Source organism: Angustibacter peucedani (assembly GCF_054779595.1).
Map to the genome: position 1 here is coordinate 1 of NZ_BAAGXY010000067.1, position 17,265 is coordinate 17,265.

Genomic DNA, 17,265 nt, shown 5'->3' on the forward strand with positions numbered 1-17,265 from the left:
ACGTCCTACCCCACTTCTCTGGTCTCGACCCCCGCCCGAGACAGCACGCTGTCCTCGGCAGATGAGGACGCCGCCGAAGGACGGGCCGGGCGAGATTGCATGATCACGCGGAGGGTGATTCCGCGGCCAGTCCAGGCTCCTCGGGCCGAAACCGTCAGATCTTGGTGACGGGGGCGTAGCGCAGCAGCAGGCGCTTCTCGCCGTCGGCGCCGAAGTCGACCTTGGCCACCGTCTTGTCGCCCGTGCCCTCGACCGCGACGACCGTGCCGAGGCCGAACGTGTCGTGGGTGACGCGGTCGCCCGGCTCGAGGTGCACGATCTCGCGGTTGCCCGGCGACCTCACGCCCGGCACCTGCGACAGCCGGGCGACCGCGGGCTGCGACGACGTCCGCATCGCCGTGGTGTCGAGCCGGCGCCAGTCGACCAGCTCGGTCGGGAGCTCGTCGAGGAACCGGGACGGCGGGTTGTACGACGGCGCGCCCCACGCGCTGCGCACGCCCGCGCGCGAGAGGTACAGGCGCTCGCGAGCCCGGGTGATGCCGACGTAGGCCAGGCGCCGCTCCTCCTCGAGCTCGGTCGGGTTGCCGAGCGCGCGCAGGTGCGGGAAAACGCCGTCCTCGAGGCCGGTCAGGAACACCACCGGGAACTCCAGGCCCTTGGCGGTGTGCAGGGTCATCAGGGTGACGACGCCCTGGTCCTCGACGTCGTCGTCCGGGATGTCGTCGGTGTCGGCCACCAGCGAGACCCGCTCGAGGAAGTCCGTCAGCGTGCCGTCGGGCACGGTCTGCTCGAACTCGCGGGCGACCTGCACCAGCTCGGCGAGGTTCTCGACGCGGGTCTCGTCCTGCGGGTCGTGGCTGGCCTGCAGCTCGGCGACGTAGCCGGTCTGCTCGAGCACCGCCTCCAGCACCGTGGCCGCACCGGCGCCGCCGTCGACCAGGTCGCGCAGCGAGGTGAGCAGGTCGGTGAAGCCCTTGACGCAGGCGAGCGAGCGGGTCGCGATGCCGGGGGCCTCGTCGGCGCGGGCGAGCGCCTCGGCGAACGAGATGCGCTCGCGGTCGGCCAGCAGCGCCAGCGAGGCCTCGGCACGGTCGCCGATGCCGCGCTTGGGCACGTTGAGGATGCGCCGCAGGTTGACGGTGTCGGTGCCGTTGGCGAGCACCCGGAGGTAGGCCAGGGCGTCCTTGACCTCGCGGCGCTCGTAGAACCGCGTACCGCCGACGATCTTGTACGGCAGGCCGACCCGCACCAGGACTTCCTCGACCGCTCGCGACTGCGCGTTGGTGCGGTAGAACACCGCGACGTCGCCGGCGCGCACGTGCTCGGTGTCGTGCAGGCGGTCGATCTCCTCGGCGACGAAGGCGGCCTCGTCGTGCTCGTTGTCGGCGACGTAGCCGACGATCTTCGGGCCGCCCTCGTGCGCCGTCCACAGCCGCTTGTCGCGGCGGTCGGGGTTGCGCGAGATCACGGCGTTGGCGGCGGTGAGGATCGTCTGGGTCGAGCGGTAGTTCTGCTCGAGCAAGATCGTGCGCGCGTCGGGGTAGTCGGTCTCGAACTCGACGATGTTGCGCATGCTGGCGCCGCGGAAGGCGTAGATCGACTGGTCGGCGTCGCCGACGACCGTGAGCTCGGCCGGCGGGACGTCGACCTGCGTGCCCTCGCGCACCACGGTCCCGTCGGCGGCCAGCACCTCCTTGCGCGCGACCTCCTCGGACCGCGAGCCGCCGACCAGCTCACGCACCAGCACGTACTGCGCGTGGTTGGTGTCCTGGTACTCGTCGACGAGCACGTGCCGGAACCGGCGGCGGTAGTGCTCGGCGACGTCCGGGAACGCCTGCAGCACGTTGACCGTGGTCATGATCAGGTCGTCGAAGTCGAGCGCGTTGGCCTGGCGCAGCCGCTGCTGGTACATCCGGTACGCCTCGGCCAGCGTGCGCTCGGTGTGGTTGCTGCTCTCGCCGCCCGCCCGCTCGGCGAAGGTCTCCTCGTCGACGAGCTCGTTCTTCAGGTTGCTGACCTGCGCGCTGAAGGACCGCGGCGGGTAGCGCTTGGGGTCGAGGTCGAGCTCGCGGCAGACCAGCGCCATGAGGCGCTGGGAGTCGGCGGCGTCGTAGATCGAGAAGCTCGACCGCAGCCCGACGTGGGTGGCCTCGCGGCGCAGGATGCGCACGCACGCGCTGTGGAAGGTCGAGACCCACATGCTCGCGGCGCGCGGGCCGACCAGCTCGGCGACGCGCTCCTTCATCTCGCCCGCGGCCTTGTTGGTGAAGGTGATGGCGAGGATCTGGCCGGGGCGCGCGCCGCGGGCGGCGAGCAGGTAGGCGATGCGGTGGGTCAGCACCCGCGTCTTGCCCGAGCCGGCGCCGGCCACGATGAGCAGGGGTGAGCCCTCGTGCAGCACGGCGTCGCGCTGCGGCGGGTTGAGCCCCTCGAGCAGCGACTCGGGCGAGCGCTCGACGTGGTGCTCGGCCGCCCGCTCGACCGCCGCGGACGACGACTCCGGGGCCGGGCGGGGCCGTGCGGGCGCGCCCGAGGCGAGCCCGTCGAGGGGCAGGTCGTCGAAGAGGGTGCTCATCGCCGAACAGCCTACGTCGCGGCACCGACGTCCCCCGTAGGGTTGGTCCCATGCCGCTGCCCGACCACGACGTGGAGCGCGTGCTCGCCGTCGCCGCCCACCCCGACGACCTCGACTTCGGTGCCGCGGGCACCACCGCGACGTTCACCGCCGCGGGGATCGAGGTCACCTACCTGCTGTGCACCTACGGCGACCAGGGCGGGTTCGACGACACGCCCCGCGAGCAGATGCCGGCCATCCGCGAGGCCGAGCAGCGGGCCGCGGCCGAGGCGGTGGGCGTGCGCGACGTCCGCTTCCTCACCGGGTTCCGCGACGGCTGGCTCGAGCCGACCTTCGAGCTGCAGCGCGAGATCGTGCGCGTCATCCGCCAGGTGCGGCCGCAGCGGATGCTCATCCCGAGCGCCGAGCGCAACCTCGACCGGATCGGCGCCAGCCACCCCGACCACCTGGCCGCCGGCGAGGCCGCGATCCGGGCGATCTACCCGGCGGCGCGCAACCCCTTCGCCTGGCCCGAGCTGGTGGCGGACGAGGGCCTCGAGCCGTGGACCGTGCCCGAGGTGTGGATCATGGCGAGCCCCGAGACGAACCACTCGGTCGACATCACCGAGGTCTTCGACCGCAAGCTCGCGGCGCTGCGCGCCCACGTGTCGCAGACCGGCCACATGGGCGACGAGCTCGAGCAGCGGCTGCGCCAGTGGGGCTCGCTGACCGCCGTGAACAACGGGCTCGGCGACGACCGCTTGGCCGAGGCGTTCCGCGTGGTCTCGACCGCCTAGCTCCCGCCGTCCACGTCGTTGCGTCCGAAGAATTGGTCGCTATGGCGGCCAGATCTTCGGACGCAACGGTCAGGCCTTCTCGACGGTGAGGGCGAGCTCGCGGCCGAGCAGCTCGCCCAGCCGGTCGGCCTGCTCCTGCAGCTGCTGCCGCGGTACCCGGCCGCGGTCGCCGAACCACGTGACCGCGAGGTCTCCGCGCTTCGCCGTCCAGGTGCCGCTGACGACGCCTCCCGCGACGACCAGGTCCGCCTTGCGGGTGACCGGATCGCGGTGGGACGGCGGGACGACGGCCTCGTCCTTGGTGCCCGGCGCCATGACCCACTGGTCGTGGCCGGGCAGCAGCCGCACCGCGTCGCTGGCACGCGTCGCCTCGAGGTCGGCCAGGTCGTCGCCCAATACGTAGGCGGTGGTGCCCTCGACGTCGACCTCGGCGAGGCGGTCGGCGCGCAGCTCGGCGAACCACCGGTCGACCCGCCTGCGCCCAGCGCTGAGGTTGGAGCCCAGCCAGTGCTGCAGGTGGTCGGGTGTCGCCGGCCCGTACGCCCGCAGGTAGGCCTCGACGGCGTACCGGCCCGCCTCGTCGAGCTCCCAGTCACCGCGCCAGAACGGGTTGGTGTCGAGCCGCTGGAAGGTGCGGCGGCCGTCGTCGCGGCGCGGCCCGAGGCTCATGTCGCCCTGCCAGGTGAGCGGCTTGGCCAACGTGCTCGCGCCCTCGTCGAAGAACGGGCGCAGGTGCCGGTACCGCGGGCGCCGGGCCAGTGCCGCACCCAGCTCCTGCACCGTGAGCGGGCCGTCGTCCAACGCGTCCCGGACGGCGGCCCGGAACGCCGGCCAGTCGTCCGGGGTCAGCCGGTAGTACTCCTGCCAGCTGGGCAGCTCCCACTGGCGGCCAGACGCGCGCAGCGTCAGGTAGGCGCCGGCGTCGCGCGGGTCCATGTGGTGGGTGGCGCCACGGAAGGCGAACACCACCACCACGCGGCCGTCGGCGCGGGCCCGGTCGAGCTCGTCGGGCTGCGACCGCTGCATGCGGGTGCGCACCGCGAGCTCGGCCGCGCGGGCGTCCATCGCCAGCACCGCGCCGAGCCGCTGGACGACGTCCTCGACCGGCGAGGAGCCGGTGGGCTCGAGCAGCTGCCGCTGCATCCGCCAGGACAGCGCCTGCGACCAGGTGATCGACATGCCCGGCACCCTAGCCACGGTTCCGGACGACCGGCGACCGGTTCACGGCGCTCGCGGCGGCTACGTCCAGAGGACGGCGACCGCCACGTTCACCAGCGCCAGGCCGCCCACCACGTGGGCCAGGCCGTCGGTGCTGCGCCCGGTGTCGGGGGCGTGGTCGCCGCGGTCGCGCCGGGCGCCGACGACCGCCACCGCCAGGACGACGGCCGCCACCACGAGCTTGACCGCGATCTTGGCGTGGTCGAGCGGGTCGTGGTCGACGGCGCCGGACTCGACCAGCCCGACCAGCGCGAGGCCGGTGACGAGCTGCACGCCGGCGGCGTCGCGCATGATGCCGAGGACGCGGGGCCGGTGCAGCACCGTGAGGTAGCTGCCGACGAGCGCGGCCATCCCGAGCAGGTGGAGCAGCACGACCAGGCGGTAGACGACGTCCATGCGGTCGATCCTAGGCGGCGCGCTCCCCCGACCGGCCGCCGGCCGCGAGCAGCTGGCGCGAGAGCACCCCGATGTCGGACTGGTCGGTGAACAGGCCGTCGATCCCGGTGCGCAGGAACGTGATCTGCTCGTCGATGGCGCGGCCGAACGCGTTCGGGTCGACGCCCACGCGCAGCTCGGCCGGCAGGAACTGGTTCTCGGCGCGGAACGTGTAGGGGTGCACGACGAGGCCGGCGCAGTGCGCGTCGCGCACGAGGGACGTCGGCGTGCCGAGCGACCCGTCGGCCCGGCGCGGGATCACCTGGTTCTTGTCCGGCCCGACCCCGTCGATGCCATAGCGGCGCAACGACTCCAGACCGGTGGCCGAGGTCAGGTCGGCGTACGTCCGCGGGTCGCCCGACGAGCGCAGGTCGTACGGCGCGCCGCTGGCGGAGGTGAGGAAGACCGTGGCGGTGCGCAGACCGAGGCGCGAGCGCAGGTCGGCGAGGTTCGTCAGCTCGAACGACTGCACGAACACCGGGGCCGAGGCGTGGTTGAGACCGCTGCGCTGCAACGCTTTCACCACGCGCGCCTCGAGCGGCAGCCCGATCGAGCGGAAGTACGTCGGGTGCTTCGTCTCGGGGTAGACGCCGATGGGGCGGTGCAGCTCGCGCTCGAGCCGGACCCGCAGCGCGAGCACCTCGTCGAACGTGGGGATCTCGAACAGGCCGTCGTAGAGCGTGTTCTCTTGGCGCACCTGCGGCAGGCGCTCCTCGGCGCGCAGCGTCTTCAGCTCGGCCAGGGTGAAGTCCTCGGTGAACCAGCCGGTGATCGAGCTGCCGTCGACGACCTTGGTGGTGCGGCGACCGGCGAACTGCGGGTGGTCGGCGACGTCCGTCGTCCCGCCGATCTCGTTCTCGTGCCGGCAGACCAGCACGCCCTCGCGGGTTGAGACCAGGTCGGGCTCGACGAAGTCGGCGCCCAGCCGGGCGGCCAGCTCGTAGCTCGCCAACGTGTGCTCCGGGCGGTAGCCCGACGCGCCGCGGTGGCCGATCACCAGCGTCGAGCGCCGCAGCGTGGTGCGGCGGTCGACGCGGACGTCGGACAGGCTCACGGCTCCTCCTGGTGGCCGGCGCGGTCGGCCGGTGCCAGGAGGAAGTCCAGCGTGCGAAGGGGTGCGGTCGGACGAGCGCGACGTCAACCGCGGGTGAACGTCGCGCGAACCTCCGGCTCAGAGCAGGCGGCGGTCGGCGGCCCACTTGGTGAGCTCGTGCCGGCTCGACAGCTGCAGCTTGCGCAGCACGGCGGACACGTGGGTCTCGACGGTCTTCACCGAGATGAAGAGCTCCTTCGCGACCTCCTTGTACGCGTAGCCGCGCGCGATGAGCCGCATGACCTCGCGCTCGCGGGCCGAGAGCCGGTCGAGGTCGGGGTCGACGGACGGCGCCTCGCCGCCGGCGAAGGCGTCGAGCACGAAGCCCGCGAGCCGCGGGCTGAACACCGCGTCGCCCTCGGCCACCCGCTCGATCGCCTGCACCAGCTCGGGGCCGGTGATGGTCTTGGTGACGTACCCGCGCGCGCCGGCCCGGATCACGCCGATGACGTCCTGGGCCGCGTCGCTGACCGACAGCGCGAGGAAGCGGGCCGAAGAGCCTTGTGCTGCAGCCTGTCCGAGCACCTCGACCCCACCGCCGCCGGGTAGGTGCACGTCGAGCAGGACGACGTCCGGCTGCTCGCGCAGCACCGCGGCCACCGCGGTGTCGACGTCCTCGGCCTCGGCCACCACGTCGACGGCGTCGCCCAGCTCGGCCCGCACCCCGCTGCGGAACATCGCGTGGTCGTCGACCACCACGACGCGCACCGGTCGGCTGCTCTGCTCGCTCACTGCTCCTCCTTGTCGGTCGTCTCCTGGCCGTCGGCGCCCATGCTGAGCGCCACCTCGGTGCCCTCGCCCGGCGCCGAGCGGATGCGAGCCGTGCCGCCGTGCCGCTCCATGCGGCCGACGACCGAGCCGCGCAGGCCCATCCGGTCGTCGGGCACCTGCTCGGGGTCGAAGCCCTTGCCCCGGTCGCGCACGAACACCTCGACCGCGTCGTCGCCGCACTCGGCGTAGACGTCGACGGCGGGCGCGCCGCTGTGCCGCGCCGCGTTGACCATCGACTCGCGGGCCGCGCGCACCAGGGCCTGCAGCCCGTCGTCCAGCGCCCGGTCGCCCACCACCACGACCTCCACCGGCACGCCGTGCGTGGTCTCGACCTCGGCGGCCGCGGCCTCGAGCGCCGACCGCAGCGTGCCCTCGGTGTCGCCCGGGCTGTCGAAGAGCCAGCCGCGCAGGTCGCGCTCCTGGGCGCGGGCCAGGGTCAGGACGGCGCGCGGGTCGTCGGCCTTGCGCTGGATCAGGGCGAGGGTCTGCAGCACCGAGTCGTGCAGGTGCGCCGCCATGTCGGCCTGCTGCTGCTGCAGCACCCGCTCGCGCCGCTCGTCGTCGAGCTGGCGCACCAGGCGCCACACGAACGGCCCGGCCACCAGCCCGAGCCCGAGCGCCACGACCACGAGCAGCAGCGCCGTCTGGCCGATCTGCGACGGCCGTCCCGAGCCCACGACGAAGGTCAGCACCGCGACGACGACGAGCACCAGCCCGCCGATCACGCGCACGACGGTCACCCACCGCCGCTCGCCGTCGACGCCACCGGTCAGCGACCACGCCCGCTCGCTCGCGTCGGCCTGCGACCACAGCAGCGCCAGGCCGGCGCCGGCGATGAGCACCGGCACCGTGACGGTCAGCGGGACGCCCCAGCCCGCCCGCGTGAGCAGCAGCACCAGGCCGAGGCCGAGCGCTCCGAGCGCCACGAGCTGTCCGAGGTCGTCGCGGCGCACGCTCATCCGCGGCCGGCGCCCACCGCGGCTGGCCGACGCGAGGCCGGCGGGGTCGTCGTCCGGGCCCTGCGACGGCACGAACACCCACAGGGCGCCGTACAGCACGAGGCCGAAGCCGCCGATCGCCGTCAGGACGACGAACGCCACGCGCACGTGCAGCACGTCCAGCCCGAGGTGCTGAGCCACGCCGCTGGCCACGCCGCTGAGCAGCCGCCGGTCGGCGGCGCGCACCAGCTTGGGCGTGGTCGGGTCGGCAGGGGTGGCTCTCACCGGACGATCCTCTCGCGTGCGTCGCACGCGGGGCCACAGGTGATGGCCCGGATCCCGCCCCAGCCGGGCCCGGGGTGGCGCCCAGGGTCGGCTCAGGGTCGTCACCGATGGTTCGCGCGGACGGCGGCGCCGACCATTGACGCATGGACAACGACACCTCGCGCACCGGCTCGTCGCCCGGTGCCACCGGAGAGCAGGTCCTCGACCAGCTCCGCGGCCTGCGCCGCAGCAGCGACGACAAGGTCCTGGCCGGTGTGTGCGGCGGCCTGGGGCGCAGCCTCGGCGTCGACCCGCTCCTGCTGCGGGTGGTCGTGGCGGTGATGGTGCTGTTCGGCGGCACCGGCATCGTGCTCTACGCCCTCGCGTGGCTGCTGCTGCCCCAGGACGACGGCACCGCCTCGGTCGGCGCCCAGGCCCTCGACCGCGGCCGGCACCACCCCTCGACCCAGACGATCTGGCTCGCGGTCGTGCTGGCGGTGGCCGTGACGCTCGGCGTCGTCGGCGCCTTCGGCCGCTGGGACGGCCCGATCCTGCTCTCCCTCGCCGTCGTCGGCCTGCTCGTCTGGCTGCTGCGGTCGGGCCGGGTGCAGACCGCCGGCACCCCGGTGCCGCCGTCCGGCGCGCCGGTCCCGCCGGTCCCGCCGGCTGCTGCTGCGGGCACCGCGCCCATGACGGCCACGGTGCAGGACACGCCCACCAGCACGGTGCCGCCGGTGCCCCCGGCGCCGCCGGCCGGTCCGACCTGGACCGCCCCCGTGCCGCCGCAGCCGCCCGCCCCGCCGCGACCGCCCAAGCCGCGCTCGCACCTGTTCGGCCTGACCGTCAGCGTCGCGCTGATCGGCGTGGGCGTGCTGGCCGCGATCGACGCCGCGGGGGCCCACCTGTGGTCCGGCGCCTACCCGGCGCTGGTGCTGGCCGTCCTCGGCGGCGGGCTCCTCGTCGGCGCCTGGTACGGCCGAGCGCGCGGGCTGGTCTTCTGGGGCCTGGTGCTCGCGCTCGTCACGACCGTGACCTCGGTCGCCGGCAACGCGGTGCGCGACGTGCCGAACCGCACGGTCGACGACACCGTCGCCGTGACGCAGGTCGACCAGCTGCCCACCGCCGACCGCTACGGGGCCGGGCAGGTCACCTACGACCTCTCGGGCCTGGACGTCGCCGGTCAGTCGGTCTCGATGCGCTCGCGGATCGGGTTCGGCGAGATCGTCGTCGTCGTCCCGCCGGACGTCGACGTCACGCTCGACGCCCGCACCGGGGTCGGAGGGCTTTCGCTCTTCGGCCAGGAGACCGGAGGCGTGAACGACCACGTGCAGCGCACGGACCTCGGGGCCGACGGCCCCGGCGGCGGCTCGCTCGACCTGACCCTGTACGCCGGCTTCGGACACCTGGAGGTGCGTCGTGCGACGGCATGACACGGACGTGACGTCACTCGTCTTCGGACTCGTCTTCGTCGGCCTGGCCGGCCTGTGGGCGCTCGTGCAGGGCGACCTGCTCAGCCTCCCCGACGCCTCGGTGGTCGGCCCGGCCGTGCTGGTCGCGGCCGGCGTGATCGGCCTGGCCGCCACGCTGTCGGGCACCGCCCGGTCGCGGCGCCGCCAGCAGGAGGCCGAGGCCGCCTACCGCCACGCGCACGCCCAGCCGGTCGAGGAGCCGGCCACCGTGCCGGCCGCGCCGCGCGCGTCGCACGGGACGGACGAGACCGTCGTCCTGGACGACGGCACGGAGCCCGACCGGGAGCGCTGATCTCCCTCGTGATCATGCGATCCAGCCCACCTCCCCGGGTTGGATCGCATGATCACGTCAGGAGAGGGGCGAGGGGCGGGTCCAGGCCGCGGGGTCGGGGCCCTTCGGGACGATGCCGGTCGGGTTGATCGTGTCGTGCGTGACGTAGTAGTGGCGCTTGATGTGGTCGAAGTCGACGGTGTCCCCGAAACCGCTGTGCGCGAACAGGTCGCGGGCGTAGCGCCACAGGTGCGGCAGCTCGGTCAGCTTGCTCCGGTTGCACTTGAAGTGTCCGTGGTAGACCGCGTCGAACCGCACGAGCGTCGTGAACAGCCGGACGTCGGCCTCGCGGATCTCGTCGCCCATGAGGAAGCGGCGGTCGGCCAACCGCTCCTCCAGGACGTCGAGCCGCGCCCACAACCGGTCGTAGGCCTCGTCGTACGCGTCCTGCGTGGTGGCGAAGCCGCAGCAGTACACGCCGTTGTTGACGTCGCGGTAGACGTCGTCCATGAGCGCGTCCATCTCCTCGCGCTCGGCCTCGGGGTACAGGTCGGGAGCGCCGTCGCGGTGGTGGGCCACCCACTGGGTCGACAGGTCCAGCGTCAGCTGCGGGTAGTCGTTGCTGACCACGCGGCCGGTCAGGGTGTCGACCAGCGCCGGCACCGTGACGCGCCGGTCGTACTCGGGATCGGTGCGGGTGTAGAGATCGGCCAGGAGCTCGACGTCGAGCACCGGGTCTCGGTGCCCGTCGTCCAGCCAGAACCGCCAGCCGCGCTCGTCGCGCACCGGGTCGACGACGGCGAGCGAGATCGCGTCCTCGAGCCCCAGCAGCCGCCGGACGACCACCGAGCGGTGCGCCCAGGGGCAGGCCAGCGAGACGACGAGCCGGTACCGGCCGGGTTCGACCGGCCACCGCCCCTGCTCGTCCGGACCTTCACCCGGCGCGCTCGTGCTGCCGGCGTGCACGCGGTCGGTGAACCGGTTGCCCTGCCGGCGCCACTCGCCGCGCGTGCCCGTCTCGCCCTTGAACTGCCCAGTGCTCATGCCCGCGACGCTACGTGCCCGAGCACGACCCCGCACCCGCAGCCGGTCAGGGTCGGGCCAGGGTGCACCCGGGGCGTTCCCCGATGTGCTGCAACGGTTCTGACGGCCAGGCTGGACGCATGACAGAGAACACCAGCACCCTTCCCCCGACCACCGCGGCCCCGCGCCGCCTGACCCGGCCCGCCGAGGGCCGCATGCTCGGCGGCGTCTGCGCCGCCGTGGCCGACTACACCGGCGTCGACGTCACCGTCGTCCGCGTCATCACGCTCGCCAGCTGCCTGTTCGGCCTGGCCGGCGTCGCGCTGTACGTGATCGGGCTGCTGCTCATCCCCGAGGCGTGACCCGCTCGAAGGCCCGCAGCACGCGCTCGCGGGTCACGAACGAGCCGTGCTCGCGCTCGTCCCGCGCCCGCAGCGCGGTGAACGTGCCGAGCACGTGCTCCAGGTCGGACGTCGTCCAGCCCAGCAGGTGGGCGTGGACGGCGTCCAGGTCGGCCAGCGCCTCGGCCCGGGCCACGCGCGCAGGGGGCGCGTCGTCCGGGTCGGGCGTCGCCGGCAGGCCGAGCTCGGCCGCCAGGGAGGCCAGCCCTTCGCACCACGCGACGGCGGCCGCGAGGCGCCGGAGCACCCACTCGCGCAACGGTTCCCCGCCCGTGCCGTCCCACACGGCGTCGTAGGCGGCGGGGCGCGGCACCGGCAGCTGCTCGACCTTGAACAGGCTCAGGTTGTTGCCGCCGGCCTTGGCTCGCGCGACGTAGTCGAGCGGGAGCGACGACAGCGCGGCGACCAGCAGCGGCAGCTGCGTCGCGTCGAGCAGGGCCAACGAGTTCGCGTAGGCGCCGGGCGGCAGCGCCACCGGCAGCAGGGTGCGGGCCGTCCGCGGCGTCGACACCACGCGGTACCCGGCGAGCCAGCCCCGGTCGAGCAGGTCGCCGTACCGCTCGCGCACCAGGGACGACGGCACCCACCACCGCGTCCGCGGCAGCCACCGCGGGTCGGCTCGTTCGTCGTCCCGGCTCGGGCGCGCGCCGTCGTCCCACGTAGCAGCTCTCGGGTCGAGGAGTCCGCAGAACTTGGCCTCCCCCAACTCTTCCAGGCCCTCGCCCGGCACCGCCGACACGTGACGTGCTTCACGGCTCAGGTGCACCGGGGTGCGCGCGCGGAAGGTCCAGGGGTCGTCGACGACGTCCCCCGACACCGGGTCGCGCCGCAGCAGCACGCCGTGGCGTTCGTGGGCCCGCCGCACCAGCTCGACGTCGCGCGGGGTGTCGAGCAGCACTGCCGTCCCGGACGACGGGTTGACCGTGCGCACGAGGTCGGCGTCGAGGGTCCAGGTGCGGTGCGTGGCGTCGTCCGGGCGCCGCGGGTCGGTCAGGCTGGTCATGACGAGCGCCCCACCCGGACCGCCGGAAGCGTTGCGTCGCAACGTGACCAGCCCGACGCGCACGCTGCTCGTCACCGCGTCGAACCACGGGCCGTCCGCCAGGCCGTGGACCTGCTCGAGGTCGCCGGCGTCGAGCAGCGCGAGCAGCAGCGGACCGGCCTGGCGGTCGGTCAGCGCGCCGAGCGGCGCCAGCACCGCGGCCCGCCCCCCGGGTGCCAGCAGCCGCCAGCAGGTCTCGAGGAACGGCAGGTGCGCGTTGAGGTCCCCGGTGCCGGTGAGGGGGTGCCGACCGCCCTCGCGCACGGCCGTCACGCGGTCGCGCACGGCGTCGCGAGCCGTCGCCAGGTCGTCGCCGTCGTGCTCGTGCGCGGCCACCTTCAGCCGCTCCCAGGGCGGGTTGGCCAGCACGACGTCGAAGCCGCCGCTCCAGCCGGTCACGGCGTCGGGCTCGCCCTCGCCGGCCAGCACCTCGGGGAAGGCCGCTCGCCAGGTGAAGGACGCGTCGTCGACCAGGGCGTCGCCCACGGCGAGCCGTGGGGCGACGTCCGACGAGGCGCCCAGCGCGACCGCCTCGGCCACCAGCCGCGCGTGCGCCACCGCCACCGCGGTGGGGTCGACGTCCACGCCGTGCAGCCGGGTGACGGCCTCGCCGGCGGGGACGCCGCGCCCCACCAGCCGTCGCAGCGCGGCGACGAGCAGCGCGCCCGCGCCGCAGGCCGGGTCGACGACCGCGGGCGCCGTGGTCAACGGCTCGGAACCGAGCAGCGCACGGTCGACGAGCGCCTCGGCGAGGTGCGGCGGGGTCGCGAACGACCCCAGCCGGCGCCGGGCGTGCCGGGCGACCGGCTGCCAGACCACCGGGGCGGTCGGGACCGCCTGCGGCGCAAGGGAGAGCAGCTGGTCGTAGTGCTCGGCCAGGGCCGCGACCCGCGCCAGGTCGCCGTCGGCCGCGGCCAGCTCGTGTTGAACGCTGGCGCGCCACCACGCCTCGCGGTCGGACGACGACCCCGCCGTCCGGTCCGACGCGTCGGCGAGCCGCGCGATCACGTCGTCCAGCGAGCTCACGGTCCCGGCGTCAGCCGTCGACGGCGGTCGGGTCGGCGGCCAGGTCCGGCCGGTCGAGCACCCGCGCGAGCCAGCGTCCCGTCGTCCGGCCGAGGGGCAGCTCGGCGAGCTCGTCGAGCGGTACCCAGCGGGCGCGCGAGGTGCTGCCGCCGACGTCCAGCACCTCCGGCTCGCGCACCTCCTCGACCGCGGCCGTGTAGATCACCTGGACGCTCTGGAAGTCCTCGAGCCGGCCGCTCCCCGGCGCGCGGTCGGTGAACCGGTGCGACCCGACGTCGTAGACCGTGATGTCGCGCAGCCGGTGCGCGGTCTCCTCGTGCACCTCGCGGACGACGGCGTCGAGCGGCGCCTCGCCGTGGTCGATGCCTCCGCCGGGCAGCGTCCACAGCCCGGGAGAGAGCGTGCCGGGTGCGAGCTCGGTCAGCAGCACCTGGTCGTCGACCACCACCACGGCGTACGCCGCGACCCGCAGCTTCGGGACCGGCTGCTCGTCGTCCGGCTGCTCGTCGTCCGCGCGCGTGTCGTCGAGGTCCCGGTCCCGGCTGGTCACGCGCTCGACCCTAGCCCTCCGTAGGGTGGAGCCATGCCTGCTCCCCCGGTGCACTCGCGCCCCGTCTACCTGGCGGCCCTGCGCGTGTTCCGGCGGCTGCCGGCGCCGGTGCGGCGCACCCTGGTGCGCGCCGGCACGCCCGGCTTCACGGTGGGTGCCGTGTGCCTGCTCGAGCGCGACGGCCGGCTGCTCATGCTGCGCCAGCCGCACCGCGTCGGGTGGAGCCTGCCCGGCGGCCTGCTCGACCGCGGCGAGTCCGCCGCCCAGGCCGTGGCGCGCGAGGTGCACGAGGAGCTCGGGGTCGACGTCGAGGTCGGCCGGCCCGTCACCGTCGTCGTCGACTCGCCGCTGCGGCGCGTCGACGTCATCTTCCGGGTCGCGGTCAGCGGCGAGATCGGCGAGCGCGTCGGCGGCGAGGCCACGACCGCCCGCTGGCTGCTGCCCGACGAGGTCGACGAGATGGACGCGCCGACCCGCCAGATCCTGGCCGCCGCGCACGACGTCAGCGACCCCTCGGGCTACGCCGGCCACGTGCGGTGACCGCCGGCGTCGCGCTCGCGGCCGGGCGCGGCCAGCGCATGCGCCCGCTGACCGACGTCCTGCCCAAGGTGCTGATGCCGGTGGCGGGCACGACGTTGCTCGACCTGGCGCTCGACCGGCTGCAGGCGCATGTGGGCGACGGCGCGGACGCGCTCGCCGTGAACGCCCACCACCTCGGCGACCTGGTGGCCGGGCACGTGGCGGGCCGCTCGCACGTCGCGGTCGAGCAGCCGGAGGCGCTCGGGACGGCGGGTGCGCTGGGTGGGCTGCGCGGCTGGCTCGACGGCCGCGACGCGCTCGTCACCAACGCCGACGTCTACGCGCCGGACGGGCTGCCGGACCTGGTCCAGGGCTGGGCGGGCGTACCCGCGTGGGACGTCGCGCGGTGCCGGCTGCTCGTCGTCCCGGCCGGGCACCGGCGGGCGGACTTCACCCTCGCCGACGGCACCGGCGTTCGGTACGTCGGCGCCTGCCTGTTGCCGTGGGCCGACGTGCGCGGGCTCGAGGCGGTGCCGAGCGGGCTGTACGAGGTGCTGTGGCGGGACCTGGCGGCGGACGACGGGCTCGACCTCGTGCTGGCTCCGCCGGGCGAGCCGTGGGTCGACTGCGGGACGCCGGCCGACTACCTGGCGGCCTGCCTGCACGCGTCGGGCGGTCGCAGCGTGGTGGGTGCTGGTGCCGTCGTCGAGGGCTCGCTCGACGAGTGCGTGGTCTGGCCCGGCGCCTACGTGGGGGCGGACGAGCGGCTGCGGCGCGTGGTGCGAGCTGGTTCTCGCGCCGAGCCGGTGACGGTCGCGACTACCGTCTGAGGCATGACCACCGCGCTGACGCAGGTCCTCGGGATCGACGTCCCGGTCGTGCAGGCACCGATGGCGGGGGTGGCCGGCGGTCGCCTGGCCGCGGCCGTGAGCCGGGCCGGCGGGCTGGGGACGATCGGGGTGGCTCCGTCGTCCACCGGCGAGTGGGTGCGCGCGCAGCACGCGGTGGCGGTCGCCGAGGCCTCCGGGCGACCCTTCGGCATCGGGCTGATGGCGTGGGTGCTGCCCGGCGCGCCCGAGCAGCTCGACGCCGTGCTCGACACCCGCCCGGTGCTGGCCTCGGTGAGCTTCGGCGACCTCGACCCGTACGTGCGGCCGTTGCAGGAGGCCGGGATCGTCGTCGCGGCCCAGGTCGGGACGCTGGCCGAGGCGCAGGCCGCCGAGGACGCCGGGGTCGACCTGCTCGTCGCGCGCGGCTCGGAGGGCGGCGGCCACGGTCGCGACGCCGTCGCCACCCTGCCGCTGCTGCAGCGGGTGCTCGACCACGTGCTGGTGCCGGTGCTCGCGGCCGGTGGCATCAGCGGGCCGCGCGGCGTCGCGGCGGTGCTGGCCGCGGGCGCGTGCGGCGCCTGGGTGGGGACCGCCTTCATCGCCTGCCCCGAGTCGGACGCCACCGACGCGGTGCGCTCGCGGCTCGTCGCGGCGGACGAGACGGCGACGGCGTACGGCCGGGTCTTCGACGTCGGGCAGCGGGTGGCGTGGCCCGCCGAGTTCGGCGGGCGCGCGCTGCGCAACGCCTACTTCGACCGCTGGGTCGGGCGCGAGGGCGAGCTCGCCGCGGACGACGCGGCGCACGCGGAGGTGGTTGCCGCGCGGCTCGGGCCGGTCGACCCGGACGTCGCGCCGCTGTACGCCGGGCAGGGTGTCGGGTCGCTGGAGCAGGTGCGCAGCGCCGCGGACGTCGTCGCGGACCTGGCGCGGGCGTCGGACTTCCTGCGCGCGGCGGTGGACGGCGGCCCGTCCGCCTGATGCGGTCGTCCACCTGTGGACGGCGATGGTCACGTCGTCCACAGGTCTGTTGCGCCGCAGCGGTTTGTCGGTGGCTGCCTCTAGGTTTGACGCATGACGACGACCGCCGGGCGACCGCCCTCCACTGCCGTGTGGCAGGTGGCGGACGCCGGGCTGGGTGCCGAGCTGCGACGGTTCGAGCACCAGGTCCGGATGGCCGAGGCGGGGATGGTGCAGGTCGCGGCCGAGGCGATGCAGCGGGGGTTGCCGCGGCAGGCGGGGTGCCGTGACCTGGCGGCGTGGCTGCGGCGCGAGCTGCCGAGCGTGAGTCCGGGTGAGGCGTCGCGGATCGCGGCGCGGGCCGAGGCGTTCTACCGTTCCGCGGCTGCACCGTCGCTGGCGCCGACGCGGGAGGCGTTGCTGGCGGGGGTGATCAGCGGGGAGCAGGCCGACGTCATCGCCACCACCGTCGCCGCGCTGCTGCCCCCGCACGTGCCGGCCGGGGCGGTGCCGATTGAGGCTGTCGCCGCCGGGCAGGCCGTCATGCTCGGCGAAGCCGACCGGCTTGACCCGCGAGCGCTGGCGAAGGTCGCCGCGCGGTTGAAAGCCTCGCTCGACCCAGGTGCGGACGAGAAGTTGGCGCGAGACGAGAAGCGCCAAGAGGCGGTCCGCGGGTTCACGCTGGCTCGCACGGGCTCGGGCATGGTCCACGTCGAAGGACTGCTCACCCCGCGGTGCGGGGCCGCCCTCGCGGGAGCGCTCGACGCGTGGTCCGCACCCCGGCCCGCCGCGGACGGCACCCCTGACCCGCGCTCCGGGGCGCAGCGCCGCCACGACGCCCTGCAGCGGCTGGCCGAAGAAGCCGTCGCCCAACCCGGACTGCTGCCGACCTCGCACGGTTCGCCGTACCGGGTCGTGGTGAAGGTCGACGCCGCCACGTTCGCGGCCGCGCTGAACGGCGAGGCGCAGCGGGGGATGCTGCCGGCCGAGCTGCCCGACGGCCAGCACCTATCGACAGCGGCGCTGGCCGAGATCGGCTGCAGCGCGGAGATGGTGCCGGTGCTGTTCGACACCGTCGGCAACCCGCTCGACGTCGGACGCACCCAG

The 17,265-nt window shown here is 74.8% G+C and carries 17 protein-coding genes; 8 read left to right on the forward strand and 9 right to left on the reverse strand.

What is annotated here, in order from left to right; all coding sequences use genetic code 11:
• Positions 1-154: 154 nt before the first annotated feature.
• A complete protein-coding gene (gene pcrA / locus ACYVJ4_RS12775; RefSeq protein ID WP_460460512.1) occupies positions 155-2,575 on the reverse strand; it encodes a DNA helicase PcrA in 2,421 nt (806 codons plus the stop codon).
• A gap of 50 nt (positions 2,576-2,625) precedes the next feature.
• Between pcrA and ACYVJ4_RS12780 the strand changes: the two genes are divergently transcribed.
• Complete coding sequence (locus ACYVJ4_RS12780; RefSeq protein ID WP_460460513.1) at positions 2,626-3,351, forward strand: PIG-L deacetylase family protein; 726 nt, start codon at positions 2,626-2,628, stop codon at positions 3,349-3,351.
• Positions 3,352-3,420: 69 nt separating this feature from the next.
• Here ACYVJ4_RS12780 and ACYVJ4_RS12785 read toward each other — a convergent pair whose 3' ends face one another.
• The 5 genes from ACYVJ4_RS12785 to ACYVJ4_RS12805 all read right to left on the reverse strand — a co-directional run bounded on the left by ACYVJ4_RS12785 (position 3,421) and on the right by ACYVJ4_RS12805 (position 8,091).
• Positions 3,421-4,530 carry a winged helix DNA-binding domain-containing protein gene (locus ACYVJ4_RS12785; protein WP_460460514.1) on the reverse strand — a complete coding sequence of 370 codons (1,110 nt, stop codon included), beginning with the start codon at positions 4,528-4,530 and terminating at the stop codon, positions 3,421-3,423.
• 60 nt (positions 4,531-4,590) lie between these two features.
• Positions 4,591-4,965, reverse strand: coding sequence for a hypothetical protein (locus tag ACYVJ4_RS12790; protein WP_460460515.1), 375 nt, complete (start codon positions 4,963-4,965; stop codon positions 4,591-4,593).
• A gap of 10 nt (positions 4,966-4,975) precedes the next feature.
• Complete coding sequence (locus ACYVJ4_RS12795) at positions 4,976-6,058, reverse strand: glycerophosphodiester phosphodiesterase (protein WP_460460516.1); 1,083 nt, start codon at positions 6,056-6,058, stop codon at positions 4,976-4,978.
• 117 nt (positions 6,059-6,175) lie between these two features.
• Entirely contained in the window at positions 6,176-6,829 is a 654-nt protein-coding gene (locus ACYVJ4_RS12800) for a response regulator (protein ID WP_460460517.1), read from the reverse strand.
• Positions 6,826-8,091, reverse strand: a complete 1,266-nt coding sequence (locus ACYVJ4_RS12805; RefSeq protein WP_460460518.1) for an ATP-binding protein — start codon at positions 8,089-8,091, stop codon at positions 6,826-6,828. Before ACYVJ4_RS12805 ends, ACYVJ4_RS12800 begins: the two co-directional genes overlap by 4 nt.
• A 143-nt stretch (positions 8,092-8,234) precedes the next feature.
• Here ACYVJ4_RS12805 and ACYVJ4_RS12810 point away from each other — a divergent pair, with 143 nt between their 5' ends.
• Complete coding sequence (locus ACYVJ4_RS12810; RefSeq protein WP_460460519.1) at positions 8,235-9,500, forward strand: PspC domain-containing protein; 1,266 nt, start codon at positions 8,235-8,237, stop codon at positions 9,498-9,500.
• A gap of 7 nt (positions 9,501-9,507) precedes the next feature.
• The gene (locus ACYVJ4_RS12815; protein WP_460460520.1) at positions 9,508-9,831 is read left to right on the forward strand and encodes a hypothetical protein; all 324 of its coding nucleotides are present in this window, start codon (positions 9,508-9,510) and stop codon (positions 9,829-9,831) included.
• Positions 9,832-9,888: 57 nt separating this feature from the next.
• Here ACYVJ4_RS12815 and ACYVJ4_RS12820 read toward each other — a convergent pair whose 3' ends face one another.
• Positions 9,889-10,854, reverse strand: a complete 966-nt coding sequence (locus ACYVJ4_RS12820; RefSeq protein WP_460460521.1) for a glutathione S-transferase family protein — start codon at positions 10,852-10,854, stop codon at positions 9,889-9,891.
• Between the two features lie 119 nt (positions 10,855-10,973).
• On the opposite strand from ACYVJ4_RS12820, the gene ACYVJ4_RS12825 reads away from it, so the two are divergent.
• A complete protein-coding gene (locus ACYVJ4_RS12825; protein WP_460460522.1) occupies positions 10,974-11,195 on the forward strand; it encodes a PspC domain-containing protein in 222 nt (73 codons plus the stop codon).
• On the opposite strand, the gene ACYVJ4_RS12830 is transcribed toward ACYVJ4_RS12825, so the two are convergent.
• Positions 11,179-13,302 carry an N-6 DNA methylase gene (locus ACYVJ4_RS12830; protein WP_460460523.1) on the reverse strand — a complete coding sequence of 708 codons (2,124 nt, stop codon included), beginning with the start codon at positions 13,300-13,302 and terminating at the stop codon, positions 11,179-11,181. The genes ACYVJ4_RS12825 and ACYVJ4_RS12830 overlap by 17 nt on opposite strands.
• Positions 13,303-13,312: 10 nt before the next feature.
• Positions 13,313-13,852, reverse strand: a complete 540-nt coding sequence (locus tag ACYVJ4_RS12835; RefSeq protein ID WP_460460524.1) for an NUDIX hydrolase — start codon at positions 13,850-13,852, stop codon at positions 13,313-13,315.
• A gap of 33 nt (positions 13,853-13,885) precedes the next feature.
• On the opposite strand from ACYVJ4_RS12835, the gene ACYVJ4_RS12840 reads away from it, so the two are divergent.
• From ACYVJ4_RS12840 to ACYVJ4_RS12855, 4 genes are all read left to right on the forward strand, one after another.
• The gene (locus ACYVJ4_RS12840; RefSeq protein ID WP_460460525.1) at positions 13,886-14,392 is read left to right on the forward strand and encodes an NUDIX hydrolase; all 507 of its coding nucleotides are present in this window, start codon (positions 13,886-13,888) and stop codon (positions 14,390-14,392) included.
• A complete protein-coding gene (locus ACYVJ4_RS12845) occupies positions 14,389-15,201 on the forward strand; it encodes a sugar phosphate nucleotidyltransferase (RefSeq protein WP_460460526.1) in 813 nt (270 codons plus the stop codon). The genes ACYVJ4_RS12840 and ACYVJ4_RS12845 overlap by 4 nt, the downstream gene beginning before the upstream one ends.
• 3 nt (positions 15,202-15,204) lie before the next feature.
• A complete protein-coding gene (locus ACYVJ4_RS12850; RefSeq protein WP_460460527.1) occupies positions 15,205-16,179 on the forward strand; it encodes an NAD(P)H-dependent flavin oxidoreductase in 975 nt (324 codons plus the stop codon).
• Positions 16,180-16,272: 93 nt separating this feature from the next.
• The coding region (locus ACYVJ4_RS12855; protein WP_460460528.1) for a DUF222 domain-containing protein at positions 16,273-17,265 on the forward strand (993 nt) is incomplete at its 3' end.